General features: G+C 73.5%; 22 protein-coding genes and 1 pseudogene. 12 read left to right on the forward strand and 11 right to left on the reverse strand.

Annotation, left to right across the window (positions count from 1 at the left end):
• Positions 1-1675, reverse strand: a 1675-nt coding sequence (locus ABZ318_RS11505; RefSeq protein ID WP_356902258.1) for a CBM35 domain-containing protein, incomplete at its 3' end; no start/stop codon positions are given.
• Between the two features lie 337 nt (positions 1676-2012).
• Here ABZ318_RS11505 and ABZ318_RS11510 point away from each other — a divergent pair.
• The gene (locus tag ABZ318_RS11510; RefSeq protein WP_356902259.1) at positions 2013-2804 is read left to right on the forward strand and encodes a hypothetical protein; all 792 of its coding nucleotides are present in this window, start codon (positions 2013-2015) and stop codon (positions 2802-2804) included.
• A gap of 22 nt (positions 2805-2826) precedes the next feature.
• Here the strand turns inward: ABZ318_RS11510 and ABZ318_RS11515 are convergent, their stop codons facing one another.
• Positions 2827-3837: an NAD(P)-dependent alcohol dehydrogenase gene (locus ABZ318_RS11515; RefSeq protein ID WP_356902260.1), complete on the reverse strand. Its 1011-nt coding sequence runs from the start codon at positions 3835-3837 to the stop codon at positions 2827-2829.
• Positions 3838-3917: 80 nt separating this feature from the next.
• On the reverse strand, positions 3918-4313 hold the full coding sequence (locus ABZ318_RS11520; protein WP_356902261.1) for a nuclear transport factor 2 family protein: 396 nt from the start codon (positions 4311-4313) through the stop codon (positions 3918-3920).
• A 91-nt stretch (positions 4314-4404) separates the two neighbouring features.
• Here ABZ318_RS11520 and ABZ318_RS11525 point away from each other — a divergent pair, with 91 nt between their 5' ends.
• Positions 4405-4977 carry a TetR/AcrR family transcriptional regulator gene (locus ABZ318_RS11525; RefSeq protein ID WP_356902262.1) on the forward strand — a complete coding sequence of 191 codons (573 nt, stop codon included), beginning with the start codon at positions 4405-4407 and terminating at the stop codon, positions 4975-4977.
• 16 nt (positions 4978-4993) lie between these two features.
• On the opposite strand, the gene zapE is transcribed toward ABZ318_RS11525, so the two are convergent.
• The 4 genes from zapE to ABZ318_RS11545 all read right to left on the reverse strand — a co-directional run bounded on the left by zapE (position 4994) and on the right by ABZ318_RS11545 (position 7268).
• Complete coding sequence (gene zapE, locus ABZ318_RS11530; RefSeq protein WP_356902263.1) at positions 4994-6067, reverse strand: cell division protein ZapE; 1074 nt, start codon at positions 6065-6067, stop codon at positions 4994-4996.
• Positions 6068-6109: 42 nt separating this feature from the next.
• Positions 6110-6337 (reverse strand): PEP/pyruvate-binding domain-containing protein, encoded by a 228-nt coding sequence (locus ABZ318_RS11535; RefSeq protein WP_356902308.1) that lies wholly within the window; start codon positions 6335-6337, stop codon positions 6110-6112.
• A gap of 4 nt (positions 6338-6341) precedes the next feature.
• On the reverse strand, positions 6342-6743 hold the full coding sequence (locus tag ABZ318_RS11540) for a PEP/pyruvate-binding domain-containing protein (RefSeq protein ID WP_356902264.1): 402 nt from the start codon (positions 6741-6743) through the stop codon (positions 6342-6344).
• Positions 6744-6821: 78 nt separating this feature from the next.
• Entirely contained in the window at positions 6822-7268 is a 447-nt protein-coding gene (locus ABZ318_RS11545) for a MarR family winged helix-turn-helix transcriptional regulator (protein WP_356902265.1), read from the reverse strand.
• Between the two features lie 118 nt (positions 7269-7386).
• Here ABZ318_RS11545 and ABZ318_RS11550 point away from each other — a divergent pair, with 118 nt between their 5' ends.
• A complete protein-coding gene (locus ABZ318_RS11550) occupies positions 7387-8310 on the forward strand; it encodes a zinc-binding dehydrogenase (RefSeq protein ID WP_356902266.1) in 924 nt (307 codons plus the stop codon).
• Positions 8311-8386: 76 nt separating this feature from the next.
• Here the strand turns inward: ABZ318_RS11550 and ABZ318_RS11555 are convergent, their stop codons facing one another.
• Positions 8387-9346: a terpene cyclase gene (locus ABZ318_RS11555; RefSeq protein WP_356902267.1), complete on the reverse strand. Its 960-nt coding sequence runs from the start codon at positions 9344-9346 to the stop codon at positions 8387-8389.
• Positions 9347-9755: 409 nt separating this feature from the next.
• Here ABZ318_RS11555 and ABZ318_RS11560 point away from each other — a divergent pair, with 409 nt between their 5' ends.
• Positions 9756-11774, forward strand: coding sequence for a hypothetical protein (locus tag ABZ318_RS11560; protein WP_356902268.1), 2019 nt, complete (start codon positions 9756-9758; stop codon positions 11772-11774).
• Positions 11775-11845: 71 nt separating this feature from the next.
• Here ABZ318_RS11560 and ABZ318_RS11565 read toward each other — a convergent pair.
• Together ABZ318_RS11565 and ABZ318_RS11570 are read right to left on the reverse strand one after the other, a co-directional pair.
• Positions 11846-12238 (reverse strand): annotated as a pseudogene (locus ABZ318_RS11565) (TipAS antibiotic-recognition domain-containing protein); the annotation flags it as partial.
• 65 nt (positions 12239-12303) lie between these two features.
• Complete coding sequence (locus tag ABZ318_RS11570; RefSeq protein WP_356902269.1) at positions 12304-13272, reverse strand: DUF5937 family protein; 969 nt, start codon at positions 13270-13272, stop codon at positions 12304-12306.
• Between the two features lie 97 nt (positions 13273-13369).
• Here ABZ318_RS11570 and ABZ318_RS11575 point away from each other — a divergent pair, with 97 nt between their 5' ends.
• The 8 genes from ABZ318_RS11575 (at position 13370) to ABZ318_RS11610 (ending at position 22941) form a co-directional block, all read left to right on the forward strand.
• Complete coding sequence (locus ABZ318_RS11575) at positions 13370-14839, forward strand: MFS transporter (RefSeq protein WP_356902270.1); 1470 nt, start codon at positions 13370-13372, stop codon at positions 14837-14839.
• Entirely contained in the window at positions 14836-15459 is a 624-nt protein-coding gene (locus ABZ318_RS11580; RefSeq protein WP_356902271.1) for a GNAT family N-acetyltransferase, read from the forward strand. Before ABZ318_RS11575 ends, ABZ318_RS11580 begins: the two co-directional genes overlap by 4 nt.
• A 116-nt stretch (positions 15460-15575) precedes the next feature.
• Complete coding sequence (locus tag ABZ318_RS11585) at positions 15576-15983, forward strand: YciI family protein (RefSeq protein ID WP_356902272.1); 408 nt, start codon at positions 15576-15578, stop codon at positions 15981-15983.
• Positions 15984-15991: 8 nt separating this feature from the next.
• Complete coding sequence (locus ABZ318_RS11590) at positions 15992-17149, forward strand: DUF6596 domain-containing protein (RefSeq protein ID WP_356902309.1); 1158 nt, start codon at positions 15992-15994, stop codon at positions 17147-17149.
• Between the two features lie 299 nt (positions 17150-17448).
• Entirely contained in the window at positions 17449-18648 is a 1200-nt protein-coding gene (locus ABZ318_RS11595) for a S8 family serine peptidase (RefSeq protein WP_356902273.1), read from the forward strand.
• A gap of 144 nt (positions 18649-18792) precedes the next feature.
• Positions 18793-20433: a serine/threonine-protein kinase gene (locus ABZ318_RS11600; RefSeq protein WP_356902274.1), complete on the forward strand. Its 1641-nt coding sequence runs from the start codon at positions 18793-18795 to the stop codon at positions 20431-20433.
• Positions 20430-21035: a hypothetical protein gene (locus ABZ318_RS11605; protein ID WP_356902275.1), complete on the forward strand. Its 606-nt coding sequence runs from the start codon at positions 20430-20432 to the stop codon at positions 21033-21035. Before ABZ318_RS11600 ends, ABZ318_RS11605 begins: the two co-directional genes overlap by 4 nt.
• Positions 21036-21306: 271 nt before the next feature.
• Entirely contained in the window at positions 21307-22941 is a 1635-nt protein-coding gene (locus ABZ318_RS11610) for a TROVE domain-containing protein (RefSeq protein WP_356902276.1), read from the forward strand.
• Between the two features lie 15 nt (positions 22942-22956).
• Here ABZ318_RS11610 and ABZ318_RS11615 read toward each other — a convergent pair whose 3' ends face one another.
• Positions 22957-24549: an MFS transporter gene (locus ABZ318_RS11615; RefSeq protein ID WP_356902277.1), complete on the reverse strand. Its 1593-nt coding sequence runs from the start codon at positions 24547-24549 to the stop codon at positions 22957-22959.
• Positions 24550-24723: the final 174 nt, after the last annotated feature.

The raw sequence follows: 24723 nt of genomic DNA on the forward strand, positions 1-24723 counted from the left end.
CAGGGCCGCGTCGAGGATGGCCAGCGTGAAGGCGGGCAGGATCATGGAGTTGAGCGTGCCGTCGGAGATCAGCGGGAACAGGCCCAGGTCCACGAGACGCCCTCTCGTCCAGGCGACCTCCGAACGCGACGACGAGGCGGCCGTCCGAGGCGTAGGACCAGGTCAGGGCCCCGGTGTAGGAGGCGCACCGGGAGCCGTTCGCGCCGGTCCAGAACTGGTTCGAGCCGTCGGCGTCGCCGATGGTCCGGTCGTTCGTGCCGCTGCCGGTGCCGCGGCAGGAGGTGTTGCTCCGGAAGACCGAAGTGCCCGCGTCGAAGGAGAAGTTGCGCTGGGCGTTGTCGATGCCGATGTTGTTCGAGACCGTCATCGAGCCGGGGTTGCTGTTGTACGTGAACCCGTGCTTGCCGTTGTGGAAGGCGATCGTGCGCCGCACCACGTGGTTGACGGCGATGTCCTCCCCGCCGAGCTTGAAGCCGTTGCGGTCGCCGGCCCCGGCCTGGGACCCGTCGCTGAGGGTGCCGTTGTCGTAGGCGAGGGAGTCCTCGATGGTCACGGCCCCGATGGGACCGGTGTCGGGCTTGGTGTAGAGGTCCCAGCCGTCGTCGATGTTGTGGTGGGAGACGGCGTGGCGGAACACGTTCCCCGTGCCGACGGTGAGCTTCGCGGCGAAACCGTCGGCGTCCTCCCCGTCGGAGTCGGCGTTGTCGTGCGACTCCGCGCTGAGGATCAGGTTGTCGGACGGCCACTGCTCGCGGGGCGTGGTGGAGGCGATGCGGCCGAGCTGGAGGCCGGTGTCCCGGTTGAAGCGGGTGACCGTCCGCTCGATGACGTCGTGACTGCCGCCGACGTAGATGCCGTTGTCGCCGGCGCGCTCGACGACGAGGCCGTTGACGTGCCAGTACGAACCGTTCACGACGAGGCCGCGGTGGGCGGGGTCCTCGGTCATGGCGGAGAAGTTCAGCACCGGGGTCTCGCCGGGGTAGGCGGACAGCGTCTTCAGGGCGCCGGCCGTGCCGCTGTTGCCGGGCGGGATGGTGACGGTCGTGGAGTGGCGGTAGGTGCCGCCGCGGAGGTAGACGGTCCCGCCGGGGGCGACCCGGCCGAGGGCCGAGGTGAGCGTCGTGGGGTCGGACCGGGTGCCGGAGGCGCCGTCGGTGCCGTTGGGGGCGACGTACAGCGCACCGCCCGCAGGCGGCGGCGGGGCGTCGGCGGCCGTGACGTTCAGGGAGTCGACGTTGGGCAGGCCGGCGGCTGTGGTGGGGTTGAGCCGGATGGTGTTGCTCCCGGCGTTCAGGGAGACGGTCAGGGTCTTGGTGGTCCAGGCCGACCAGGTGCCGGTGGATTCGAACGAGGGCGTCTGCACGGTCGATCCGTTGACGACGAGGCCGGCGGGCCGCGCCGTGGCGGTCCCGTTGGCGAAGCGTACGGCGAGCGTCGCCGTTCCGGCGGCGGGGGCGTTCACCGTGAACTGCGCGTAGGCGCCGAGGGCGTTGGTGCCGTTGCAGAACCCGCTGCCGGTGTAGCCGGACCAGTCGGAGTCCACGGTGCCGCTGCAGACGGCGGGGGAGGTCTCGGCCTCGTACAGGGTGGACGCGGCGTGCGCGGAGTTCACGGACAGGGCGACGAGCGTGCCGGCCAGCAGACCGACGCAGGCCGTGACGGATCGCAGATGCATCTGGGGGCTCCAGGAGGGGGATGGACAGCGTTCCGGGACTGGACGAGAAAGCGCTTTCCCCGGAAGCTAGAGGGGCTGCCGTGCGGGCGTCAATGGATGTGTACGTGAATGACGTTCACATGACTGAACATTTACGAGGCGGAGGAAGCCCCGTGGAACGGCCTCCGGCGCCGGATCGGCCGCCCGTCGGCGGCCGTCCTCCCGCTGTCGTGAAGTCCCGCGTACCGCCCCCCTGTTGCGACAGCGTGTTCCATCGCCGACACGGGCGAGTGATCATTCGCCGTGACCGCCCTCAGGGGGCAGAAGCGACCGCGCGCCGCACCTAGACTCCCCGCACATGTCGCTCTGGCTCCTCAACCACTTCAGCACCTTCACCCTCGCCGTGGTCACCGTCGGCGGGACCGTCGTCCTCGCCGTGGCCGGCAGCGTGCTGCTCCGCCGCAGGTACCCGTCGCTGGCCCGGGGGGAGCACAACGACATGGTCGGGGTGACGCTGGGGATGTTCGGCGCGATCTACGGGATCATCCTCGCCTTCGTCATCGTCACCCTCTGGACCCAGCTGGACAGCACGCAGACCATCGTCGCCAGCGAGGCCACCGACACCGCGCTCATCGCCCGCGACGCCGCCGCCTTCCCGCCCGCGGTCCGCGCCGACCTCGACGCGGCCCTCGGCGGCTACGTCCACGCGGTCGTCGAGGACCAGTGGCCCCGCATGCGCGCCGGGCAGCCGAGCTACGGGACCACGGAGACGCACCTCCGGTCCGCCTTCGACGTCCTCCAGGCGTACGACCCGGCCTCCCCGCGCGAGGAGATCTTCTACGAGCAGGCCGTCACCCACCTCAACGACGTCGCCGCCCAGCGCCGCGCCCGCCTCAACATGGCCCAGCAGGAACTCCCGCCCCTCCTCCAGGTCCTGGCCTTCGGCGGCGCGATCGTCCTCGTCCCGCTCACCTTCCTCTACGGCATGCGCAAACTCCGGATCCAGCTCCTCTTCGTCGCCTCCGTCGCCGGCCTCATCGGCTTCAGCCTGCTCCTGGTCTTCGTCCTCGACCGCCCGTTCGCCGGCGACCTGAGCGTGAGCCCCGCTCCGTACCGGGAGGGGGCGCTCGCCCAGTACTGGGACCGGTGAGCGACGAGGCGCCGCGCCGGGGTCAGGAGTGGCTGATGACCACTTTGCCGAAGGCCGTGCCGCCGGCGTAGTGGCGGTAGGCGTCGACGGCCTCGTCGAAGGGGAAGACGCGGTCGACGACCGGCCGCAGTCCGTGCGCCTCGATCAGGGCGTTCATGGTGGTGAACTGGGCCCGGCTGCCGACCGCCACGCTGCGGATGGTGGCGCCGGAGGCGAAGAGGGCGTGCGGGTCGAGCGGCCGGGCGGTCCTGCCCGTGAAGCCGACGCACGCGATGGTGCCCGCGAGGGCGATGGCGCGGACGGACTCGTGGAGGAGCCCGGCGACGTCGACGACGCGGTCGGCGCCCCGTCCTCCGGTGAGGGAGCGGACCGCGCCGGCCCAGTCGGGGTCGGCCGCGTAGTCGACGACGGCGTCGGCGCCGAGCTCGCGCAGCCGCGCGGCCTTGGCGGGGCCGCCGGTCGTGGCGATCACGCGCGCGCCGAGCGCCTTGGCGAACTGGAGCGCGAAGAGGGAGACGCCGCCGGAGCCCTGCACGACGACGGTGTCGCCGGGGCGGACCCCCGCTCCGTCGCCGGTCAGCGCGTTCCACGCCGTGACCGCCACGCAGGGCAGGGTGGCGGCCTCCGCGTACGTCAGGTGCGCGGGTACGGTCACGAGCGAGTCCGCGTCGACCAGGGCGTACTCGGTGAGCATGCCGTCCAGGGAGCCGCCGCGCTGCGCGATGTGCTCGACGGCGAAGGGGCCGTCCTGCCAGGACGGGAAGAGCGTGGCGGCGACGCGGTCCCCGACGCGTACCGAGTCGGCGTCCGGGCCGACCGCTACCACCTCGCCGGCCCCGTCGGAGAGGGGGACGACGTCCGGCTTGACCGGCAGGACGTAGGTTCCGTCGAGGACCATGAGCTCGCGGAAGCTCAGGGACGTCGCGCGCACCGCCACCAGGGCCTGGCCGGGGCCGGGCGCGGGGACGTCGTGCTCGCGGACGGTGAGGCCGGAGAGTCCGGCCCCGCTGTGCGACAGGTGATAGCTCCGCATGGGGCGTGCCTTTCGTAAGACGTGGGTGGCGCGGGGGAGACGGTCGACCGCGGCGGGGGCCGGGCGGCCCGGTCCGGGCCTCACGCGGCGTCGGACTCGGCGGCCAGGGGGATCTCTCCGGCCGTCTTGCTGAAACCGAGCGCCTCGACGATCCGGCCGTCGGTCACGCGCATCACGTTGACGCCCTGCACCCACTGGTCGGGTCCGTCGCCGAAGCGGTAGGTCCACACGATCGTCGCGCGGTCGCCGGCCACGATGACCTCCTGCGGGGTGAAGCGCGCGGTGTCGTCGTCGACGAGGGCGGTCCACCACTCCGTACAGGCTTCGCGCCCGGCGACCCGCTCCCCGCGCGGCGCGGGCTGGACGCTCTCCATGACGCAGTCCTCGGCGATCAGATCGGCCAGGAGACCGGCCTCGCGGTCGGTGAACGCGCGGTTGAAGCGGGCGATGACTTCGGCGGTGGTGCGTACGGACATGACGCCTCCTCGGAAGAGATAGACCGTTCGGTCTACGAGGAACATAGATAGACCGGTTGATCTACCGTGTCAAGTGCTGCAGAATCACCCCATGAGCACTTCCGTGAAGCCGGGGCCCCGCGAGCGACTCCTGCTCGCCGCCCAGGAGTTGACCTACCGCCAGGGCGTCGGCGTCGGCGTGGACGCCCTGCTCAAGGAGGCCGGCGTCGCCCGCCGCTCGCTGTACGAGCACTTCGGCGGCAAGGACGGCCTCATCGCCGAGGTGCTGCGCCGCAGTACCGCCGAGGACGTGGAGCGGTACCGCGCCACCATGGACGGCGCGGGGGGCGACCCCCGGGCCCGCCTCCTCGCGGTCGTCGACCGGCTCGGCCGCATCGCCGCCGACCCGGACTTCCACGGCTGCCGCTACCTCGCCGCCGACCTCGCGCTCACGGACCCGGAGCACCCCGGCCACGAGGTCACCAGGGAGTACCGGCGCACCCTCCGGGGCCTGTTCGCGGACGAGTTCGCCGCCCTCGGGCACGCACGGCCCGATTTCGCCGCCGACCAGCTGCTCATCCTCGTCGACGGCCTCCTCGCCGCCGGCGCGACCCGGCCCGACGTCGAGCCCGCCACCGCGGCCCGCGCCCTGGCCGAGCACGTCATCGACGCCGGCCTCGCGTAGGACCTGTCCGAAGAGCTCAGTCCGCCCGTCGGAGCATCGCGAGCCGGCTGGCCGTGCGGTCCAGGTCGCGCGTCAGGGTCTGACCGGCGGGAAGGGCGGCAAGCGGGTAGCAGCCGATGAGGACGAGTCGGACGTCCCGGTCGCAGGCGACGTCGACGAGGTTCGCGAACCGCTGCCGTCCGTCCGCGGAGGCCTCGGTCAGCGGGGGCACGCCGTCCAGGACCAGGGTGGCGAACCGTTCGGCGAGGGCCAGGTAATCGGGCACCGCCGTCGCCGTCTCGCAGAGCGCGTCGAAGCCGAACCAGACGAGTTCACCGCGCACCGCGCGGGCCGGGAGCTCTCGCAGGTGGGCCTGGACGGCGGTGGCCTCCGCGGCTGCCGGGGCGGTGAGGCCGAGCGCCTCCAGGGCGGTATCACCCGGGGGCGCGCACAGGCCCGTCGCGAACCGGCGGCCGCCGTCCGCCGCCGCGGGCACCGCGACGCGGCGGAAGTCCACCGGGCCCGTGACGTCCAGGACGTCCATCCGCTCCTCTATGAGCTTGATGGTGGGCTCGAACAAGTGGTGGTAGAGCGGGTCCGGCATCAGCCCGGCGGGTGGGTAGTTGGAGGTGGTGACCAGGGTGATCCGGCGGTCGAGGAGCGTGCGGAAGAGGCGTGCGATCAGCATCGCGTCGCCCGCGTCGTGTGCGTGGAACTCGTCGAAGACCAGGACCCGGCTGTCGCCGATCAGCTCGTCGAGGGCGCTGTCGACGGCGCTCTGACCGTCGTGGCGGGCGCCCGGCCTGGTCACCCCGTCATGGAGCCGCCGGAAGAAGTCGTGGAAGTGCAGGCGGCGTTTGCGCGGGGTGGGCAGCCCTTCGTAGAAGGTGTCCACCAGCCAGCTCTTCCCCCGGCCCACCGGGCCCCAGACGTACAGGTCGCGGGGCGGCCTGGGGAAGGTCCAGGCCGGCCGGGCGAGTTCGGCCGCCAGGTGGGCCAACCGGTCGACGGCGGCCTCCTGCGCCGGGGCGACCGAGAAGCCGCGCCGCGCGGCGGCCTCGTGGAAATGGTGGCGCATGGCTTGGGCGTGCTGGGTCACCGGTCGATTCATCCGTTCGTACGCTGGGGATCCGTCAGGGTGCCGGCAGAGAGATCAGGCCGGCCCGGGAGCCGTCGCCGTCTCCAGGACGGCCTCACCCAGGTTGGCGCTCGTCCACAGGGGGTCGGTGCCGAGGCTGTCGTTCCACACCTCGGGCCGGGGCGTCGCGACCGCGGTGATCGGCCGAGCCTGGAGGATGCGGAAGACACCCGCCTCGCGCGCCCACTCGACGTCGCGCGGCTCCCCGTACAGCTCCTCGATCGCGAGTCCGAGCCGGGCCAGTTCACTACGTGTCCTGCTGGCCGGCGAAGGACGGGTCGGGCAGGTCCTCCGCCGTGGCCGACGACCGCACGGCGACCGTGCGCGCGCCGTCGCCGAGTTCCGCGTACGCCTTCGAGACGGCCCGTTCCAGGGCGGAGGGCAACGGCCCCTCCTCGAACAGCGCCCGGATACGGGCGCCCGCACCCGTGTCCGAGCCGTCGTCCGGTCCGGAGGCGACGGCGAGTTCCGCGCGGATACGGTCGGCCACGCCGGTCGAGGCGACGAACTCCTGGTACGCGGCGGTCGTCACGTGGAAGCCGCCCGGTACCGGCAGTCCCCCGCGCGCGAGCTCGGACAGAGCCGCTCCCTTGCCTCCCGCCGTCTCCAGCGTGGCGGCAGCAGCGTCCAACGGCAGCACGAAGTCCATGCCCTGATCCCCCGACTCGGCACTCGACAAAGGATCATGATCGTACCGGGCGGGTTGCGGACCGGTCCCGTCCGCCGGCTATGCCTCGTGCACCCGGGTCAGCAGTTCCACCAGCCGTCGGGCCTCTGCCGCGCCGAGCGGCGCCAGCAGCGCGGAGTTGGCCCGCTCGGCCAGCTCCGCGCACCGCTCCAGGGTCCGTACGCCCTCCGGCGTCACCGTCACCGCGTTCTTGCGGCGGTCCCGTGGATCGGGCTGCCGTCGCGCGAGCCCGGCTTCCTCCAGGTGGTTGAGCAGGAGGACCACGTCCTTCGCGTCGAAGCCCAGCGCGCGCACCAGGTCCGCCTGGGCGACCGGGCCGTACGCGGCCACCGCCGCGAGCACGGCGTGCTGCGGGAGCTTCAGCCCTTCCTCGGCGATCGCCTCGGCGACCAGGCTCCGGCCGCGCGCCGCCACGCGGCCCAGCAGCCAGCTCGGCAGGGACTGGATGTGCGCCAGGGCGTGCTGCGGGTCTTCCGTGGGGGCCATGGGGTCAGGCTATCCCGAATTCATTGGACGCCCCAACGTTCTTTCCTCTACGGTGAGATTCATTGGGGATCCCAACGACTTTGGAACCCCCTGCCCCTTGTCGCACCTGGAGGTGTCCATGCGTCGTGTCCGGTACGAGGTGACCGGTGGCCCCGAGGTCCTCTTCGTCGAGGAGGCCCCCGTCCCGGACCCCGGCCCCGGTGAGCTGCTGGTCCGCAACGAAGCGGTCGGAGTCACCCTGCCCGCCGTACGGAAGGTGCGCGAGGGGGCCGAGCCCGGCCCGCTCGGCGGTGAGGTGGCCGGTGTCGTCGCCGCCGTCGGGGAAGGCGTCACGGGCTTCTCCGCGGGCGACCGCGTCACCGGCCTCTGCTTCTCCCACGCCTATGCCGAACTGTCCGTCGTCCACCAGGCGATGGCCTCCCGCGTCCCCGAACGGGCGACGGCCGTCGACGCCGTGGCCCTGGTCCGCAGCGGACTGGTGGCGCGCGGTGCCCACCAGGCCGGCCGGCCCCGTCCCGGCGATGCCGTCATGGTCACCGCGGCGGCCAGTGCGGTCGGCACCCTCGCCCTGCAGTACGCCAGGGCGGGCGGGGCCTCCCGCGTGGTCGCGGCCGTCGGCAGCGCGGAGAAGGCGGAGTTCGTCCGCTCCCTCGGCGCCGACGAGGTCGTGCTCTACGGGGACGAGTCCTGGGGCGACCCCGTCGACGTCGTCGTCGACGGGGTCGGCGGAGAGCTCCTCGGCCCCGCGGTGCGGGCCCTCGCGCCCGGCGGCCGTCTGGTCGCCTTCAGCTCGGGCGGCGGCACGGTCGACGCGTACGAACTGCTGGTCCGGGGCGCCTCGGTCATCGGTTTCCAGATGGCGGCCATCGCCCGGGGCGAGCCCGAGGTGTACGCGCGCTGGCTCGACGAGCTGTGGGAACTCCATCGCGACCGCACGCTCCGCCCCCGCGTCGCCGCCGAGATCCCGCTCGCCGAAGCGGCGCGCGCCCATGAACTCGTCGAGTCCCGGCGCAATCTCGGCAAGGTCGTCCTCATTCCCTGAGCACGGGAGGCGAGGCCGTCCTCATCCCCTGAGTCCGGGGATGGGGGCGGGGACGGGAACGGGGGAGGGGCGGGGCTCAGTGGGTGTAGCGGCCCGTGTCGATCTCCCAGCGGTGGTAGCCGGCTATCCAGGCGGCGAGCCCGTCGACGTACCGCCGGGCCGCCTCCCGAGCGGCCGGGGCGAGGCCCAGGAGGTCGCATATCTCGGGGACTTCTGACGACAGCTCCACGAAGCGGTCGACCATCGCCTGTGCCTCGCGCATCACTTCGACGGCCGCCTCGTCGGGGGTGCTGCCGAGCTCCTCGCGGACGATCATCACGATGTTGGCGACGTCGCCGCGGGCGAGTTCCTGCGCGTACGAGTGCACGTCGTTGGTGAACGACGGTATGTCGGCGGCCAGTTGACGCATCCGCCGGAAGGCCGGGTGGTGCAGCACCTCCTGCGGCAGCTCGAAGCGGTTGAGCCGCTCGACCATGTCGAAGAGGGTCTCCATGGCGGCCGTGCCCCGGCGGAGCGCCAGATAGCTCTCCCGGTCGGGGAGGCGCCCGGTGAGCCGGCCGGCGGCCTCGGCGGGGTGGCAGGCGAAGTACCACTCCCAGTTGTAGGCGGACCGGGCGAGCCACCGGGCCGACATGCCGTGCACGCTGCGCTCCCAGAGGTCGGCGAAGGCCTGCTCCACGGCGGTACGGGCGCCGGGCTCGGGGCCGCTGCCGTGCAGAAGGCCCGTCAGACGGGTGCAGATCTCGGCCACTCGGGCCGGGGACCGGCCGAGTTCCGAGTCGAACCGGTCGTCGAAGAGGAAGTAGAAGCCGAGCAGGTCCGCGGCGAGGACGAGGTCGTCGGCGGCGGAGTCCGGGCTGGTGAACGCGGCGAGGCGGGGCACGTCCCACTTCTCGTACGCCGGCAGGGCGATGGTGACGGCAAGGCCCTCGTGATGGAGGAGCCAGTCCCGGTGGCGCTGCGCGACGGACGTCTGGTTCGGGTTGCTGCGAGGTGGAAACGGCAGGTCGAGCATGGTGGCGTTGGACACTGGCACCCCCAGGTTCTGATCCCGGGTCATCCCGTGACGCCCCCGGCGCGATCGAAGATTACTTGAATTGATCATCAACTGCCAGGAGTGGCCGGCAGATCGCTTTCAAGCCAGTGGAAGTGCGGCGTCCGGATCGGCCGGACGGGAGATTTCCGGCCGACCCCGCGGCCGACGGCACCTGTGGCCCATGGCGACGCGTGAGGGGGCGTCATGTCGGTCACGCGTTCCCCCGTTCGTCGCGACGGGTGGTTCGTCCCCTGTCCGCGCCACCCGTGGGCGGGGGAGCGCGTTGGGGTTGCCGTGACGCCTGGTGCAGTGACGGTTCTGCACCCGGGACCTGCGGGTTCTGTATCGACTGCCGATCGCGGTGGGGCGATGGCGAGAGCGAAGATCTGGATGGTGCGCGGTGCCGGAGATGTGGAATCGGGACGAGGGACACGACGCCCGGCTCGTGGACCGCTTCCGGGACGGTCACGCCCTGGTCGGACGCGACGGCGAACTCGCCGCCCTCCGGGCCGCCGTGTCCGGGCACCGGCTGGTCACCGTGACCGGAGCGGCCGGGACGGGCAAGAGCCGACTGGCCCTGGCGGCCCTCATGCCGCCCTCCGACGGCCCCGCGCGGACGGTGGTGCGGGTGCGCTGGCACGACGGGATCCCCGTCGGACGCCGGGCGCTGACCGCGCGGGTCGCCCGGGCCCTGAGCGGAGCCGGCCTGCCATGGGGTGTCGCCGGGACCCCCAGCGGCCCCGGCCTGTCCTGGGACCCGGCACCCGCGGAGCTCGCCGCGCCCGCTCGGCCCGTCCCGGCGGGCGAGGTGCTCCTCCTCCTGGACGACGTCGACCCCGTCCACACCGAATGCATCGGCCTGGTCCAGACGCTGCTGATGGGCCGGCCGGCGGTACGCGTCCTGGTGACCGCGCGGCGACCGCTCGGCCTCGGGGACGAACAGGTGATCCGGCTGGCGCCCCTGCCCGTGGAGGCGGCACCGGGCCGGCCGGGCGCGTCCCCCGCCGCGGAGCTCCTCGTCTCCCGCGCACGGGAGCGCGGATGGACCGGGGAACCCGATCCGGCGGCCGTGGCCCGGGTGTGCCGGCTGCTCGAAGGCGTCCCCCTGGCACTCGAACTCGCCGCGGGCCGGCTGGGGGAGTGGACGATGGAGGAACTGGCCGACCACCTCGAAACCGGCCAGTGCCGGCTGTCCGACCGGGACCCGCTCCTGCTGCGGCACCGCACGCTGCGCACCTCCATCGGGGCCGTCCACGCCCTGTGCGAACCGGCCCAGCGCAAGGTCTGGCGCCGGCTCAGCGTCTTCACCGGCCCCTTCACGGAGGCGGCGGCGGTCTTCGTGTGCCTGGGCTCCGACCTCGCACCGCACGAGGTGCCTCCCGCCCTGGTGATGCTGAGCGCCACGGGCGTGCTCCAGACGCTCGGGGAGGCGGGCGCGGTGCGCCCGCCCCGCTACCGCATGGCCCGGGCCGCCCGCGACTTCGGTGCGGAACGGCTCGCGGCGGCGGGCGAGCGACCGATGACGCGGGACCGGCACGCCGTCCACTTCCGCGGTGTGGCGGCCGTCGCCGAGACCCTGTGGAACACCGGTCTGCAGCGCCAGGCGCTCCAGACCGTCCAGGAGGAGCACGACGACCTGATGGCCCTCGTGCACCGCGCCGGCGACGGGACCGGCCACGCCGAGACGGCCCTGGAGACCATGCTGCACCTGTGGTTCTGGTGGGCGGTCCACGACCACGCCCGAGAAGGCAGCGACCGCCTGCACGGACTGCTGCCGCGACTGCCCGCCGACAGCCCGCTCGTGGCACGGGGCCGATGGCTCGCGGCCTGGCTCAGCGCGGCGTGGGACCCGCGTACGGCGCACCACCTGCTCTCCCTCGCCTGGCCCGCGGCCGTGCTCGCCGGCGACGACGCCCTCCTCGGCCGCATCGCCCACGTGCACGGGACCCTGGCGTGGCAGCGACAGGACCCCGAATCGGCCGCCCAGTACTACCGGCAGGCGGCGGACACCACGCCCGACGGCGCCCCCTGGGGCCCGTCCCCCGCCGTGAGCCTCGCCGCCCTGGCCGTGGTCCAGGCCCACCACGCCCCCGCCGCGGCGGCCCGCACCGCCCGCCGGGCACTCGCGCAGCCAGGCTGCGCCAACGACGCCTGGGCCACGGCGCTGGCCCACTACGCCCGCGCCTTCGCCGACCACCGCTCCGGACGCACCGGCCGCGCCCGCCACCGGGCCGGCCGCGCCCTGGCGGACCTCGAAGCCCGGCTCGACGCCCCGCAGGCCCGCCGTGCCCTGCGTCTCCTCCTCGTCACCCTCGATCTCGCCGCGACGACGGCCGGCGCGCCCACACCGCGTCCTCGCCCGCACGTCCCCGTACCGCGCGACGGAGCCCAGACCCCGTCGGCGACGGCGAGCCTGGCCCAGCGGTGACCTCCCGCCGCCGGTCCGGGCCGCCGCCGAGGAGTCCCTTCCCGCGGCGGCCCCGCCCCGTCCCGGCCCGGCCGGGCCGCGGCGTACGCCTCGACGGCGTCGCGCTGGTACGCGGCGAGCCCCGGAGCGATCGCCCCGTACGCGGCACGCCACCGCTCGTCGTCCACGCAGGAGCGACCGATGGCGCGGTACTCCCCGACGGGGACGGCACGCGGTTCCGTCAGGGCCCGGTACGGGGCGTCCGTCTCGGCCCGTACGGCTGCGGAGTCGGCCGACAGGCCGGCGGCCATCAGCTCGGCGAGCCGCACCATCCGCGCCGTACGCTCGCGCTGTCCGGCCTCGACGTCCTGCGGGGACATCGTGGCGATCCGGCGCGCCACCGCCTCGGCGTGCTCCGGGAAGCCGCGCAGGCCCTCCTCGTACGGGGAGGACCGGACGCCCTCGGACAGGCTCTCGGCCGGTCTCTCCGGACCTGGTCAGGACGGTGGAAGCTGCCGCAACGGCAACTGCAAGCCCGCGTCCCGGACCGTCACCGGCCCGCTCCCGCGACGAGTTCCTCCGCCACGCGCGTGCGGGCGTACAGCACGGACCGGCCCGCCCGGTGGGCCGAGACGAGACCGGCCGCGCGCAGGGCGCCGAGGTGCTGCGACACCCCGCCGGGGGTCAGGCCCGTGCGCCCGGCCAGGTCGGTCGTCGAGGCCGGTGCGGTGAGCTCCGCGAGCAGCTGCGCGCGGGACCGGCCGAGGACCCCTGACAGCGCCCGGGAGGCGGACTCCGGCGGGGCCTCCCACAGGGTGCCGATGCCGCGCGGGGGATAACGCAGGGCCGGCTGGTAGACGGGGTCCGTCGTCGAGAACACCCGGGGCCACACGAACGCCGAGGGCACGAGCAGCAGTCCCCGCCCGTCCAGCCTGCGCACTCCGTGCGCGAAACGGTGTTCGACGCTCAACGTGCCCGACTTCCAGGCCAGTCGGGGTTCGAGGTCCTCGAAGAGGCTCCGTGTCCCGCCCTCCGCGAAGCGACGGGCCCGGTACTGGATGTCGGCCTCCAGATGCGTCTGGACACGAGGCCAGTACGGGGCCATCGCGAGCTCCCAGAAGGCCGCGATGACATCCGCGAGCCGCCCGAGTCCGCGCTCCGGATCGGCCCGCAGCGCCTCCACGCCGGGCTGCGCCTCGCGCGCGGACGCCCGGAGCCGTTCGTGCGGGGTGGCGCGCAGCGCCGCCAGCTCCACGGCGAGCGACGGACCGGACGTGCTGGGCGGCGGACAGAGGAAGCCGGGGATGGACGGCGCGGGCACCGGCACCAGCGAGGTCAGCGGCGTCAGATCGAGCCGCGCGGCCGCGATCCGGGCGCGCACCTGCGCGGCCCATCGCCGGTGCAGCGCCTGCTCGTCGGCCCCCGCAAGCACCCGGGCCCCGGCCACGACCTCCCAGAGCGGCGAGATGGCGAAGCGGGTGCGCGCCACGTCCTCGGCGGAGAACTCGATCTCCAGCACCGATACCCCTGCCCTTCCCGGCCTGCCGGCGTTCCTCGGATTCACGTGAGGCTAAAACATTGGCTCCGGGCTGTGAGAACCGGCCATCGTGACGGCCATGCCCACCTTCCTCCCCGCCTCCCGGCCCGTGCGGGCTCCCCGGCGCGCACGGCCTCCTCACGGCACCCCGTCCCCCTGGCGCACCAAGGACTTCCGCGTCCTGTTCTCCGCGTCCGTCCTGAGCACTCTCGGGACGAACGTCTCCTACCTCGCCGTCCCGATGGTCGCCGTCCTCGCCCTGGACGCCGGTCCCGGCCAGGTCGGCCTGCTCGCCTCCCTGAGCACGGCGGCGTTCCTGCTCATCGGCCTCCCCGCGGGCGCGTGGGTCGACCGGATGCGCCACCGCACCGTCCTGATCGTGGCGGACCTGCTGCGCGCGGCGCTGCTCGCGTGGATCCCGGTGGCCTGGTGGCTCGACGTCCTGACCTTCGGCGGCCTGTGTGCGGTGGTGCTCCTGAGCGGGGTCGCCACGGTCCTCTTCGACGTGGCCTCGCAGAGCGCCCTGCCCCGGCTCGTCGAGCCCGACGTCCTGATCCCCGCGAACTCGGCCCTGGTGAGCCTGACGGCCGCGGGCAACGTGGCCGGCCGGGGCGCGGGCGGCGCGCTGGTGCAGCTCCTGGGAGCACCGCTCGCGGTGGTCTGCGCCGCGGCCGGCCACCTCGGGTCGGGGCTCCGCCTGCTGAGGATGGCACGCGACGACGCGCACACGGCCGCCCCGGATCCCGCGGCGACAATCCCTGCGGCTCCTGCGGCTCCTGCGGCTCCTGCGGCTCCTGCGGCTCCTGCGGCTCCTGCGGCTCCTGCCGGGACCGGCCTCGCGGTCTCCGCGGCTCCCGCCGGGACCGCTGCCGGTCGCGCGCCGGGGCTGCGGGCGCAGATCGCCGAGGGGCTGCGTCACGTCCTGGGCCACGCGGAGTTGCGCGCCCTCGCGCTCACCGGCGCAATCGGGAACCTGGGGACGGTCATGGTGAACACGATGCTCCCCGTGGTGTTCACCCGTGAACTCGGCCTGTCGGCGGGCGCGCTCGGTCTGTTCTGGGCGGCCGGCGGCATCGGGCTCTTCCTCGGGGCCCGCTGCGCCCGCCCCCTCGCCGACCGGTTCGGTCACGGCCGGGGGCTGGTCGTGGCCGGTCTCTGCCTGGCCCCGGCGGGCCTCCTGGTGCCCCTGATGGACCGGGGCCCCTGGCTCTGGGCGGCGGGCGCCGGATGGGTCGCGTTCGCCATGAGGACGGGGGCGGCCAACGTCCTGGGCGTGAGCCTCCGTCAGCGGCTGACCCCGGGCGATCTGCTCGGCCGTATGAACGCCACCTTCCGGTTCCTTCTCACCGGCTCGATGGCCGTCGCCGCCGCGCTCGCCGGCGCCATCGGCGCGCACTGCTCGCCGCGCACGGCCCTCTGGGTCGGCGGAGCTCTCCTCTGCCTGAGCTTCCTGCCGGTGCTCCTCTCCCCGCTCCGTCGGCGCCGTGAGCTCCCGACCGGCGAAAAACCCTGCGGGAGCGCTCCCAAAGTGGCAGGGTGCACCGGGTGACGACCGAACCGTTCATCCGCCCGTACCAGCCATCGGACCGCACCGCGCTCGGCGACATCTGCGTCAGGACGGCGCACGACGGCGGGGACTCGTCGCACCTGTACCCCGACCCGGAGCTGATGCCGACGATCTTCGCCTACCCGTACGCCGAGCTGGAGCCCGACTTCGCCTTCGTCCTGGACGACGGTGCCGGCAGCGCCGTCGGATACGTCCTGGGCGTTCCCGACACGGCGGCCTTCGCCGGACGGTTCCGCACCGAGTGGCTGCCCGGCGTGACGGACCGGTACCCGCCGCCCACGGGGCCGGCCCGCACGCCCGCCGAGGAGATGACCGGACTGCTGCACGCGCCGGAGCGCATGGTCCGCGAGGAGCTGACCGGCTTCCCCGCCCACCTCCACATCGATCTGCTGCCCGCCTGGCAGGGCCGGGGCCACGGGCGTGCCCTCGTCCGGACCCTCCTGGAGGCCCTGCGCCGGCACGGGGTCCCGGCCGTGCACCTCTGCATGGCGCGGGCGAACACCCCGGCCCGGGCGTTCTACGACCGTCTCGGCTTCCGGCTGCTCCCCGTGGACGACCCCGGCCCCGTCTGGTACCTCGGCAGGCCCACGACCGCGCTCTGACGAACCGCGCCCACGCCCCGAAAAAATTCGGCGGCCGATGTCGAGAACCCGCGTCCCGCTCCGTCCCCGGTGTGAGAGCGACCAGAATGGGCCGCACAAGGACCGAGGAGAACACCATGGCCAAGTACCTGCTGCTGAAGCACTACCGAGGCGCCCCGGCTCCCGCCAACGACGTACCCATGGAGAAGTGGACGCCGGAGGAGATCTCGGACCACGTGCAGTTCATGCACGACTTCGCGGCCCGTCTGGAGAGGACTGGCGAGTTCGTCGACGCCCAGGGACTCGCCCCCGAGGGGACGTGGGTCCGCTACGACGGCGAGGGACGCCCGCCCGTCACCGACGGCCCCTTCGCCGAGACGAAGGACCTCATCGCCGGCTGGATGGTGATCGACGTCGACAGCTACGAGCGTGCTCTGGAGCTCGCCGGGGAGCTCTCGGCCGCCCCCGGAGCCGGCGGGAAGCCGATCCACGAGTGGCTCGAACTGCGCCCGCTCATGGCCGCCCCGCCCACCATCACGGAGTGACCGCCACCATGGACGAGGTCCTGCTCCGAAGCCTCATCCCGAGCGTCCTCGCCGTCCTCGTCCGCCGCGGAGCCGACTTCGCGGCGGCCGAGGACGCCGTCCAGGACGCTCTCGTCGAGGCGGTCCGCGTCTGGCCGGCCGGCCCTCCGCGTGACGCCAAGGGCTGGCTGGTCACCGCAGCCTGGCGCAAGTTCCTGGACGCCGCCCGGTCGGACACCGCCCGGCGACGGCGCGAGGACCTCGTCGACGAGGAACCGGCGCCCGGACCCGTGGCCGCGGTGGACGACACGCTCCGGCTCTACTTCCTCTGCGCCCACCCGTCCCTGACGCCGTCGTCGGCGGTCGCGCTCACGCTGCGCGCCGTCGGCGGCCTGACCACCCGCCAGATCGCCGAGGCCTACCTGGTGCCCGAGGCGACCATGGCGCAGCGCATCAGCCGGGCCAAGCGCACGGTCTCCCGGATACGGTTCGACCGGCCGGGTGACGTCGCCACCGTGCTGCGCGTCCTCTACCTGGTCTTCAACGAGGGCTACTCCGGCGACCTCGACCTCGCCGCCGAGGCCATCCGGCTCACCCGGCAGCTCGCGGCCGCGATCGACCACCCGGAGGTGGCGGGGCTCCTCGCCCTCATGCTGCTCCACCACGCCCGGCGCGCCGCCCGGACCGCGCCCGACGGCAGTCTGGTGCCGCTCGCCGAGCAGGACCGCGGCCGGTGGGACACCGACGCGATCGCCGAGGGCGTCGCGATCCTGCAGGCGGCCCTCGCCCGCGACCGCCTCGGCGAGTTCCAGGCGCAGGCCGCCGTCGCGGCACTCCACGCCGACGCCCCCACGGCCGAGGAGACCGACTGGGTGCAGATCGTCGAGTGGTACGACGAGCTCACGCGCCTGACCGACAACCCGGTCGTCCGGCTCAACCTCGCGGTCGCCGTCGGCGAGGCCGACGGACCACACGCCGGCCTGGCGGCCCTCGCGGAGCTGGACGACTCCCTGCCCCGGTACGCGGCGGTGGCGGCGTACCTCCACGAACGCGCCGGCGACCTCACGACGGCGGCGCGTCTGTACGCCGAGGCGGCGAGGAAGGCGACGGACGTCCTGGAGCGCGACCACCTGACCCGTCAGGCCGCGCGCCTCAACACCCGCCTCGACGCGGACCGGCCGCGCTGACGGAACACCTTCGCCCCCGGCCGCGCTGACGGAACACCTCCTCCCTCCGGCCGCGTTGACGGGACGCCTTCTTCCCTCCCGGCCCCGTCTCGCTCGGTTCTTCGACGAACGTGCCCATTTCACGGAGGAGTTCGCGGCACGGCGTGTACGACGTGGAGGCGATGCGGAGAGCTTATTCAGAAACCTTGTTGAATAACCCCGTACCCCCGGTTCGCACTTGATTTGCTCCTGCCAATCCGCACAGGGTTCTCTCGAACGTTTGACGCCCCACACGTCAACACGAGGAGAGAACCTCTTTCATGGCAACTCACAAGCGATCCAAGGGACTTCGCCACGCGGCCATAGCCACAGGTGTGGCAGCCGCCGCCGTCACGGCGCTGCTCGCCGGCAACCTCGCCGGGGCGGCCACCCCGGCCGAGGGGACCGTGCACGGACTCGGCGCTCCCGGCGCCGTCGACGGCAGCTTCGTCGTCATCCTCGACGCGTCCGCGAACAAGGCGGAGCTCGCGAAGAAGTACGGCGGCACCCTCCAGCGCTCCTACGGCTCGAAGGTCAACGGCTTCTCGGCCTCGGGCCTGACCGTCCAGGAGGCCAAGCGGCTCGCCGCCGACCCCGCCGTCGACACGGTCGTGCAGAACAAGCGTTTCAGCATCAAGGAGACGCAGGAGAAGCCCCCGTCCTGGGGCCTGGACCGGATCGACCAGGCCGAGACGGCCGGTGACGAGAAGTACACCTACCCCGACGGCGGAGGAGAGGGTGTCACCGCGTACGTCATCGACACCGGCGTCCGGATCACCCACCAGGACTTCGGCGGCCGGGCCGTCCACGGCTTCGACGCCGTGGACAACGACGACACGGCCGACGACGGCAACGGCCACGGCACCCACGTCGCGGGCACCATCGCCGGCACCGCCCACGGCGTCGCCAAGAAGGCCAAGATCGTCGCCGTACGGGTGCTCGACGACAACGGGTCCGGCACCACCGAGCAGGTCGTCGCCGGGATCGACTGGGTGACGAAGAACCACTCCGGGCCCTCCGTCGCGAACATGAGCCTCGGCGGCGGCGTCGACGAGGCCCTCGACGCGGCGGTCCAGCGCGCCATCGCCTCCGGCGTGACCTTCGCCGTCGCGGCCGGAAACGAGTCCTCCGACGCCGGCCAGGGCTCGCCTTCCCGGGTGCCCGAGGCGCTCACCGTGGCGTCCAGCACCAAGGACGACGAGCAGTCGGACTTCTCCAACTTCGGTGCGGTGGTGGACCTGTACGCCCCCGGCTCGGACATCACGTCGGACTGGAACGACAGCGACACCGGGACCAAGACCATCTCCGGGACGTCCATGGCCACGCCCCACGTGACGGGTGCCGCGGCGCTCTACCTGGCGGCCCACCCGACGGCGACGCCCGCCGACACGGCCGCCGCGCTGACCGGGGCGGCCACGCCGGACACCATCAAGAACCCCTCCTCCGGCACGGCGAACAAGCTGCTGAAGGTGACGCCGTGATCGTGCGGTGAGAACCGCGAGGGATGGCCCCCACACCGTGGGGGCCATCCCCCTTTTTCCGTTCGCTCCTTTCGCCGGGAACCGGCCGTGGCCAGAATCTGTCCCTGTGGAGGAAGGCTGCCGCGGCGCCGAAGGGGGACGGGGATGAGCGCATGGGTGGTCCCGGGGTACACGGAGTCCCGAGAGCTGGGCGCGGGCGGCAGCGGACGCGTGGCGCTGGCCACCCACGACGCCACCGGCGTACCGGTGGCCGTCAAGTACCTCGGTGAGCGGCTCCGTTCGGACGAGGCGTTCGTCCGCGGCTTCCGCTCCGAGGCCCGGCTCCTCGGCGCCCTCGACACCCCGCACGTCGTCGGGTTCTACGAGTACGTCGAGGCGCCCGGGGGAGCGGCCATCGTCATGGAACTGGTGGACGGCGTCGCGCTGCGCGCCCTCCTCGCCCGGGAGGGCTCCACCGGCCCCGAGGCCGCCCTCGCGGTCCTCAAGGGCTCCCTCCTCGGACTCGCCGCCGCACACCGGGCGGGCGTCGTCCACCGCGACTACAAGCCCGAGAACGTCCTCGTCGCCGCCGACGGGTCCTCCAAACTGGTCGACTTCGGGATCGCGGCCGGACGGGACAGCAGCCCGGGCATCGCCGGGACACCCGCCTACATGGCACCCGAGCAGTGGAATGGCGCCCCCGCCTCGCCCGCGGCCGACGTCTACGCGGCGACCGCGACCTTCTTCGAGTGCCTGACCGGACGCAAGCCCTTCACCGGGGACAACTTCGCCGAACTCGCCCTCCAGCACCTGGAGGCGCCCGTACCCGACGGACAGGCACCGGAACCGCTGCGCCCGCTCATCCGCCGCGGCCTCGCCAAGGCGCCGCACGACCGGCCGGAGAACGCGGACGCGTTCGTCAGCGAACTGGAGTCGGTCGCCACCGCCGCGTACGGACCGGACTGGGAGGAACGGGGACGGGGCCGGCTCGCGGCGCTCGCCGCACTCCTGCCGCTGCTCTTCCCCTCCTCGGGCGGTACGGCCCAGGGCACGACGGCGCTCGCCACGACGACCCTGCCCGAACCGCCGCCACGGCTCCGGCGGCGCATCCCCCACGGGCTGCCCGCGGCCGCGGCGGCCCTCGTCCTGGCACTCCTCCTCGCCCTCGCCGCACGGGCCGGGGGAGAGGAGGCGGCCGAGGACGGGGCCGTCCAGGCCGTCGCGACGACGAACACGTCACCGAGCGCCCGCCCACCGACCCCGAGCCCGACACCGACTCCGAGCCCGACACCGACTCCGACGACCCGGGAACCCTCCCCGTCCTCGGAAACACCGGAACCCCCCTCTCCCACCGGCACGACGGCCGAGCCGACCACGACACCACCGCCCCCGCCCACCACGACGGAGCCGGCGCTCCCGCCCACCACGCCCCCCACGACACCGCCCACGACCCCACCGACCACCCCGCCGACGACGCCCCCGGTCTCCGTCACGGCCGTCTCGGTCACGAGCCTGCGCCAGGTCGGACCGACGGACGCGGAAGCCACCGTCGAGCTCACGACGGACGGAACCGGGCCGGTGACGCTCCTTGTCGAGTGGTTCACCGGCGACGAGAAGGGCACGCCCGGCACGCCGGACGGCTCGGAGACCGTCCGTCGCGAAGGGGCCGACCGGTACACCCTCACGCTCCCGCACACGGTCCGGGGTCCCGGCTGCTACTGGGGAGTGCGCGCGACCACGGACCCCGCCGCCGCGAACGGCGGCTCCCTGCAGCAGATCTTCATCCGGCGGTGTGTGATCACATGAACGACGACGACTACAGCGCCACGGAACTGGGCAGCCACTGGTTCGAGGGCCCGAGCCCGGACCCGGTCCCCGACCGCGTCGAGGGCGAAGTGCTGCGCTTCGGCCCGGGGGTGACCGCGGCCGCCGCCCGCCGCGCCGAGAACACCCCGACGGCGGCCCAGATCTGGCACGGCACCCTGCCCGGCACCCCGCCACCTGGCAGGCCCCGCACGCGCCGGCCGCTCCGGTACGCGCCCGCGGCCGTCATCCTGCTCGTCGTCCTGGCCCTCCTCGCCTGGCGCGAGTACGGCCCCCGGGTCGCGGTCCGATCCGTCACGGTCACCGCCCCCGAGGGGCCGCTCGGCTGCGACGGCACGGCGAACGTGCTGGGCGTCGTACACACCGACGGCCGCCCGGGCACCCTCGCGTACCACTGGGAACGCAGCGACGGCACCCGCTCGGCACCCCTGCGCGAGACCCTGCCCCGCGGCCGGAAGGAGGCCCGCCTCCACCTCCTGTGGACCTTCCAGGGCCGGGGCACCCACCACGCCGTGGCACGCCTGGTGGTCACGTCCCCGTCCACCCACACGGCGGAGGGCACCTTCACGTACCGCTGCGGGTGAATCCGAGCGAGGCGCGACGATCGGCGGCGTGGCGATAATCGCTGGTGCGCGGGGCGACGTGCGTTGTACGTTGGCCCCGCGACCGCGCCTCCGATGCGCTCGGCTGCGGCTACTTCCTTCGAATCCAAGTGATGCCGCCGCCTTTCTGGATCTCGGTGGGCGCGGGCGCCTTCGCCCCGCCGGACGTCGTGGCCGGGGCCGTCCGATCGTTTGAATCCGGGGGGATTCACTGCCTCGTCACACCCCACGCGTCTCCAAGATGTGGTCCGACATGCTCGTCGCCCCGCACGTCCTGGCGGCCGCCCGCGCCGTGCCCCCGTCACCACCACGGCTCCACCACAAGCCCGCCGGGCCCGAGTTCCGCACCTACGCGGGCGGCCCGGCCTTCGTCCGGGAGCCCCGCGACGAGCTCTTCCTCCTCGCGGTCGGCAACTTCGTCTCCCAGCGGACCTTCTACGAGACCGGCGTCGAGCGGGACGACCGGTACACCCGTCTCGTCCGCGAACTCGCCGTCGAGGACCCCGAGTGGACAGCCGGCCTGCTGCGCTGGCTGCGCGGCGAGGGCAACATGCGCACCGCGTCCCTGGTGGGCGCCGCCGCGTACGTACGGGCCCGGCTCGACGCCGGGGCCTCCAAAGGCCCCTCCAACCGGTCCGTGATCGACTCGGTGCTCCAGCGCGCCGACGAGCCCGGCGAGCTGCTGGCCCACTGGATCTCGACGTACGGGCGGAACGTGCCGCAACCCGTGAAACGGGGCGTCGCCGACGGTGTGCGCCGCCTCTACACGTCCCGGTCCCTGCTCAAGTACGACACCGCTTCCAAGGGCTTCCGCTTCGGCGACGTGCTCAACCTGGTGCACGCCTCCCCGGATCCGGCCAAGCCGTGGCAGGGCGCGCTGTTCCGGTACGCCCTCGACCGCCGCCACCACCCGGAGCGGGCCGTTCCGCCGGCCTCCGACCCTCTGCTGACGGCGCGTCGGGCGCTGATGGAGACGGCGGCGGACGACCGGCGGGCCGTGGCGACCGGGCCGGACGGCCCCGCGCGGCTGGCCGCGGCCGGCATGACGTGGGAGGCCCTGGCGGGCTGGCTCCACGGTCCGATGGACGCCGCCGTCTGGGAGGCCGTGATCCCCACGATGGGCCCGATGGCCCTCCTGCGGAACCTGCGGAACTTCGACGGGGCGGGAGTCTCGGACGAGGTCGCGGCCCGGGTCGCCGAACGGCTCTCGGACGCCTCCGAGGTGGCCCGGTCCCGGCAGTTCCCCTTCCGCTACCTGGCCGCCCACCAGCAGGCGCCGTCGCCGCGCTGGGCGGCCCCGCTGGAACGGGCCCTCGGCCACTCCCTGGCCGCCGTGCCCGCCCTGCCCGGCCGGACCCTGATCCTGGTGGACCGCTCCGACTCCATGTTCTGGGACACCGTCTCCGAGCGGTCCGAGCTGACCCGGGCCGACGCGGCGGCCGTCTTCGGCACCGCGCTGGCCATGCGGGCCGAGCAGGCGGATCTGGTGGAGTTCGGCTGGGGCAGCGCGGAGGTGCCGTTCGCACCGGGCGAGCCGGTGCTCGACGTGCTGAAACGCTTCCGGAGCCTGGGAGGCACCTACACCGCGAAGGCGGTACGGAAGCACTACCGGGACCACGACCGGGTCCTGATCGTCACCGACGAGCAGACCGCCCCCTACGAGCCCGTCGGACCGACCGAACCGGTCCCGGCCGACGTCCCGGTCTACACCTGGAACCTGGCGGGATACCGGCCCGCCCACGGCCCCACGGGCCCCCACCGCCACACCTTCGGCGGCCTCACGGACGCCGCCTTCCGGATGGTCGGCCTCATCGAGGCGGGCCGTGCCGCCAGTTGGCCCTGGGCGGAGGGGGTGTCGGGGACGCCGGGGACGGCCGGTACGGCCTGACCCGATCGCCGTCGCCTACCGGCCGACGGCTTCGGGAGCGTGCCGTCGTACGCCGGTGGCTGCCACCACGGCGCCCAGGACGCACAGGGTCCCCGCGACGAGCACCGAGGTGTGCACGCCGTTCATGAACGCCTGGTGGCTTCCTTCGGCGACGGCCGTCCTGAGCGCCGCGGGCATGTCGGCCGTGACGGGCGCGACGCCCATGGCGACGGCGTCCTTCGCCTCGTACAGACCGGCGGCGGTGGGTGCGGGGACCCCGGCGGAGGCGAGCTCGCCGGTGAGCGTGGTGCCGACGCGGCTGCTGATCAGGGAGACGAGGACGGAGGTGCCCAGCGCGCCGCCGATCTGCAGGGTGGTGGCCTGGAGACCGCCGGCCACCCCGCCGTCCTCGACGGGGGCGTTGCCCACGATGGCGTCGGAGGAGGACGCCATCACCATGCCGACGCCGAGACCGAGCGCCACGAACGGCGGCCACAGCACCGCGTAGGAGGAGTCCGGGCTCCAGCCGAGCATCACGAAGCAGGCGACGGCCTGCAGGGCCATGCCGAGCGGCATCGTCAGCCGGGGGCCGAAGCGCTCGGTGAGCGCGGCGCCCAGCGGGGACGCGACGACGGAGGCCAGGCTCAGCGGCAGCGTGCGCACGCCCGCCTGCACGGGGGAGAGGCCGCGGACGTTCTGCAGGTAGAGCATGACGAAGAAGATCACGCCGAGCAGGACGAAGAAGTTGAGCGCCGTGATGACCGTGCCGATGGTCAGCGCACGGTTGCGGAACAGCCGCATCGGCAGCAGCGGCGAGGCGACCCGCGTCTCGTACCGGCCGAAGAGCAGCAGGACCGCCACGCCGGCGGCGATCGCGCCCACCGTGCCGGCCGAGGTCCAGCCCCAGGTCTCGCCCTTGACGACGCCGAACACCACGGCCAGCAGTCCCAGGGCGAGGAGTACGACACCGGCGAGGTCGAACTTCCCTTGCGCGGCCGCGGAGTTCCGGCTCTGCGGCAGGACGGCCGCGCTGAACACCAGCGCGATCACGCCGATCGGGGCGTTGACGTAGAAGACGGACTCCCAGCTGACGTGCTCGACGAGCAGGCCGCCCACGATCGGCCCCAGGGCGGTGGAGACCGAGGAGACCATGGCCCAGATGCCGACCGCCATGCCGAACTTCTTCGGCGGGAAGACGGCGCGGAGCAGGGCCAGGGTGTTCGGCATGAGCAGGGCTCCGAAGAACCCCTGGACGGCGCGGAAGGCGATGACGCCCTCGATGGATCCGGCCAGGCCGATGGCGACGGAGGCGAGGGTGAACCCGGCGACGCCGATCAGGTAGAAGGTGCGGCGGCCGAAGCGGTCTCCCAGCTTGCCGCCGAGGATCAGGGCCGCCGCGAGCGCCAGGAGGTAGGAGTTGGTGACCCACTGCAACTCGGCCGTGGAGGCGCCCAGGGCGCGGCCGATCTCCGGGTTGGCGATGGCGACGACCGAGCCGTCGAGCCCGACCATGAAGAGCCCGAACGCCACGGCGGCGAGAACGAGCCACGGGTTGGCGCGACGGCCGCGGGCCCGCTCGGCCACGGGCCGCGCGAGGGTGGGTGGGGCGGTGGAGGTGGCGGAGGGCATGAAAGTGCCTGTCCTTACGTATGGCAGGGGAAGGAGCCGCAACGGGACGGGCCCGCTGCGGTGAAGGGGGAAGGGAGGAGCACCGACGTACGCGTGTCAGGACGGCAACGCCCCGCCCGGCGGTGTGCTCAGGGCGCGTGGGAGCGGCCCGGAGATGCGCTCCGGGCGAGGGGG

Origin of the sequence: Streptomyces sp. NPDC006197 (assembly GCF_040613865.1) — a bacterium.
In the GTDB taxonomy this organism is placed as follows: Bacteria; Actinomycetota; Actinomycetes; order Streptomycetales; family Streptomycetaceae; genus Streptomyces.

Excerpts from the sequence above, each read along its gene's own strand:
- ABZ318_RS11510 (WP_356902259.1), top strand. The coding sequence starts at position 2,013 with ATGTCGCTCTGGCTCCTCAACCACTTCAGCACCTTCACCCTCGCCGTG.
- ABZ318_RS11515 (WP_356902260.1), bottom strand. The coding sequence starts at position 3,837 with ATGCGGAGCTATCACCTGTCGCACAGCGGGGCCGGACTCTCCGGCCTC.
- ABZ318_RS11520 (WP_356902261.1), bottom strand. The coding sequence starts at position 4,313 with ATGTCCGTACGCACCACCGCCGAAGTCATCGCCCGCTTCAACCGCGCG.
- ABZ318_RS11525 (WP_356902262.1), top strand. The coding sequence starts at position 4,405 with ATGAGCACTTCCGTGAAGCCGGGGCCCCGCGAGCGACTCCTGCTCGCC.
- zapE (WP_356902263.1), bottom strand. The coding sequence starts at position 6,067 with ATGAATCGACCGGTGACCCAGCACGCCCAAGCCATGCGCCACCATTTC.
- ABZ318_RS11540 (WP_356902264.1), bottom strand. The coding sequence starts at position 6,743 with ATGGACTTCGTGCTGCCGTTGGACGCTGCTGCCGCCACGCTGGAGACG.
- ABZ318_RS11545 (WP_356902265.1), bottom strand. The coding sequence starts at position 7,268 with ATGGCCCCCACGGAAGACCCGCAGCACGCCCTGGCGCACATCCAGTCC.
- ABZ318_RS11550 (WP_356902266.1), top strand. The coding sequence starts at position 7,387 with ATGCGTCGTGTCCGGTACGAGGTGACCGGTGGCCCCGAGGTCCTCTTC.
- ABZ318_RS11560 (WP_356902268.1), top strand. The coding sequence starts at position 9,756 with ATGTGGAATCGGGACGAGGGACACGACGCCCGGCTCGTGGACCGCTTC.
- ABZ318_RS11575 (WP_356902270.1), top strand. The coding sequence starts at position 13,370 with ATGCCCACCTTCCTCCCCGCCTCCCGGCCCGTGCGGGCTCCCCGGCGC.
- ABZ318_RS11585 (WP_356902272.1), top strand. The coding sequence starts at position 15,576 with ATGGCCAAGTACCTGCTGCTGAAGCACTACCGAGGCGCCCCGGCTCCC.
- ABZ318_RS11590 (WP_356902309.1), top strand. The coding sequence starts at position 15,992 with ATGGACGAGGTCCTGCTCCGAAGCCTCATCCCGAGCGTCCTCGCCGTC.
- ABZ318_RS11595 (WP_356902273.1), top strand. The coding sequence starts at position 17,449 with ATGGCAACTCACAAGCGATCCAAGGGACTTCGCCACGCGGCCATAGCC.
- ABZ318_RS11600 (WP_356902274.1), top strand. The coding sequence starts at position 18,793 with ATGAGCGCATGGGTGGTCCCGGGGTACACGGAGTCCCGAGAGCTGGGC.
- ABZ318_RS11605 (WP_356902275.1), top strand. The coding sequence starts at position 20,430 with ATGAACGACGACGACTACAGCGCCACGGAACTGGGCAGCCACTGGTTC.
- ABZ318_RS11610 (WP_356902276.1), top strand. The coding sequence starts at position 21,307 with ATGCTCGTCGCCCCGCACGTCCTGGCGGCCGCCCGCGCCGTGCCCCCG.
- ABZ318_RS11615 (WP_356902277.1), bottom strand. The coding sequence starts at position 24,549 with ATGCCCTCCGCCACCTCCACCGCCCCACCCACCCTCGCGCGGCCCGTG.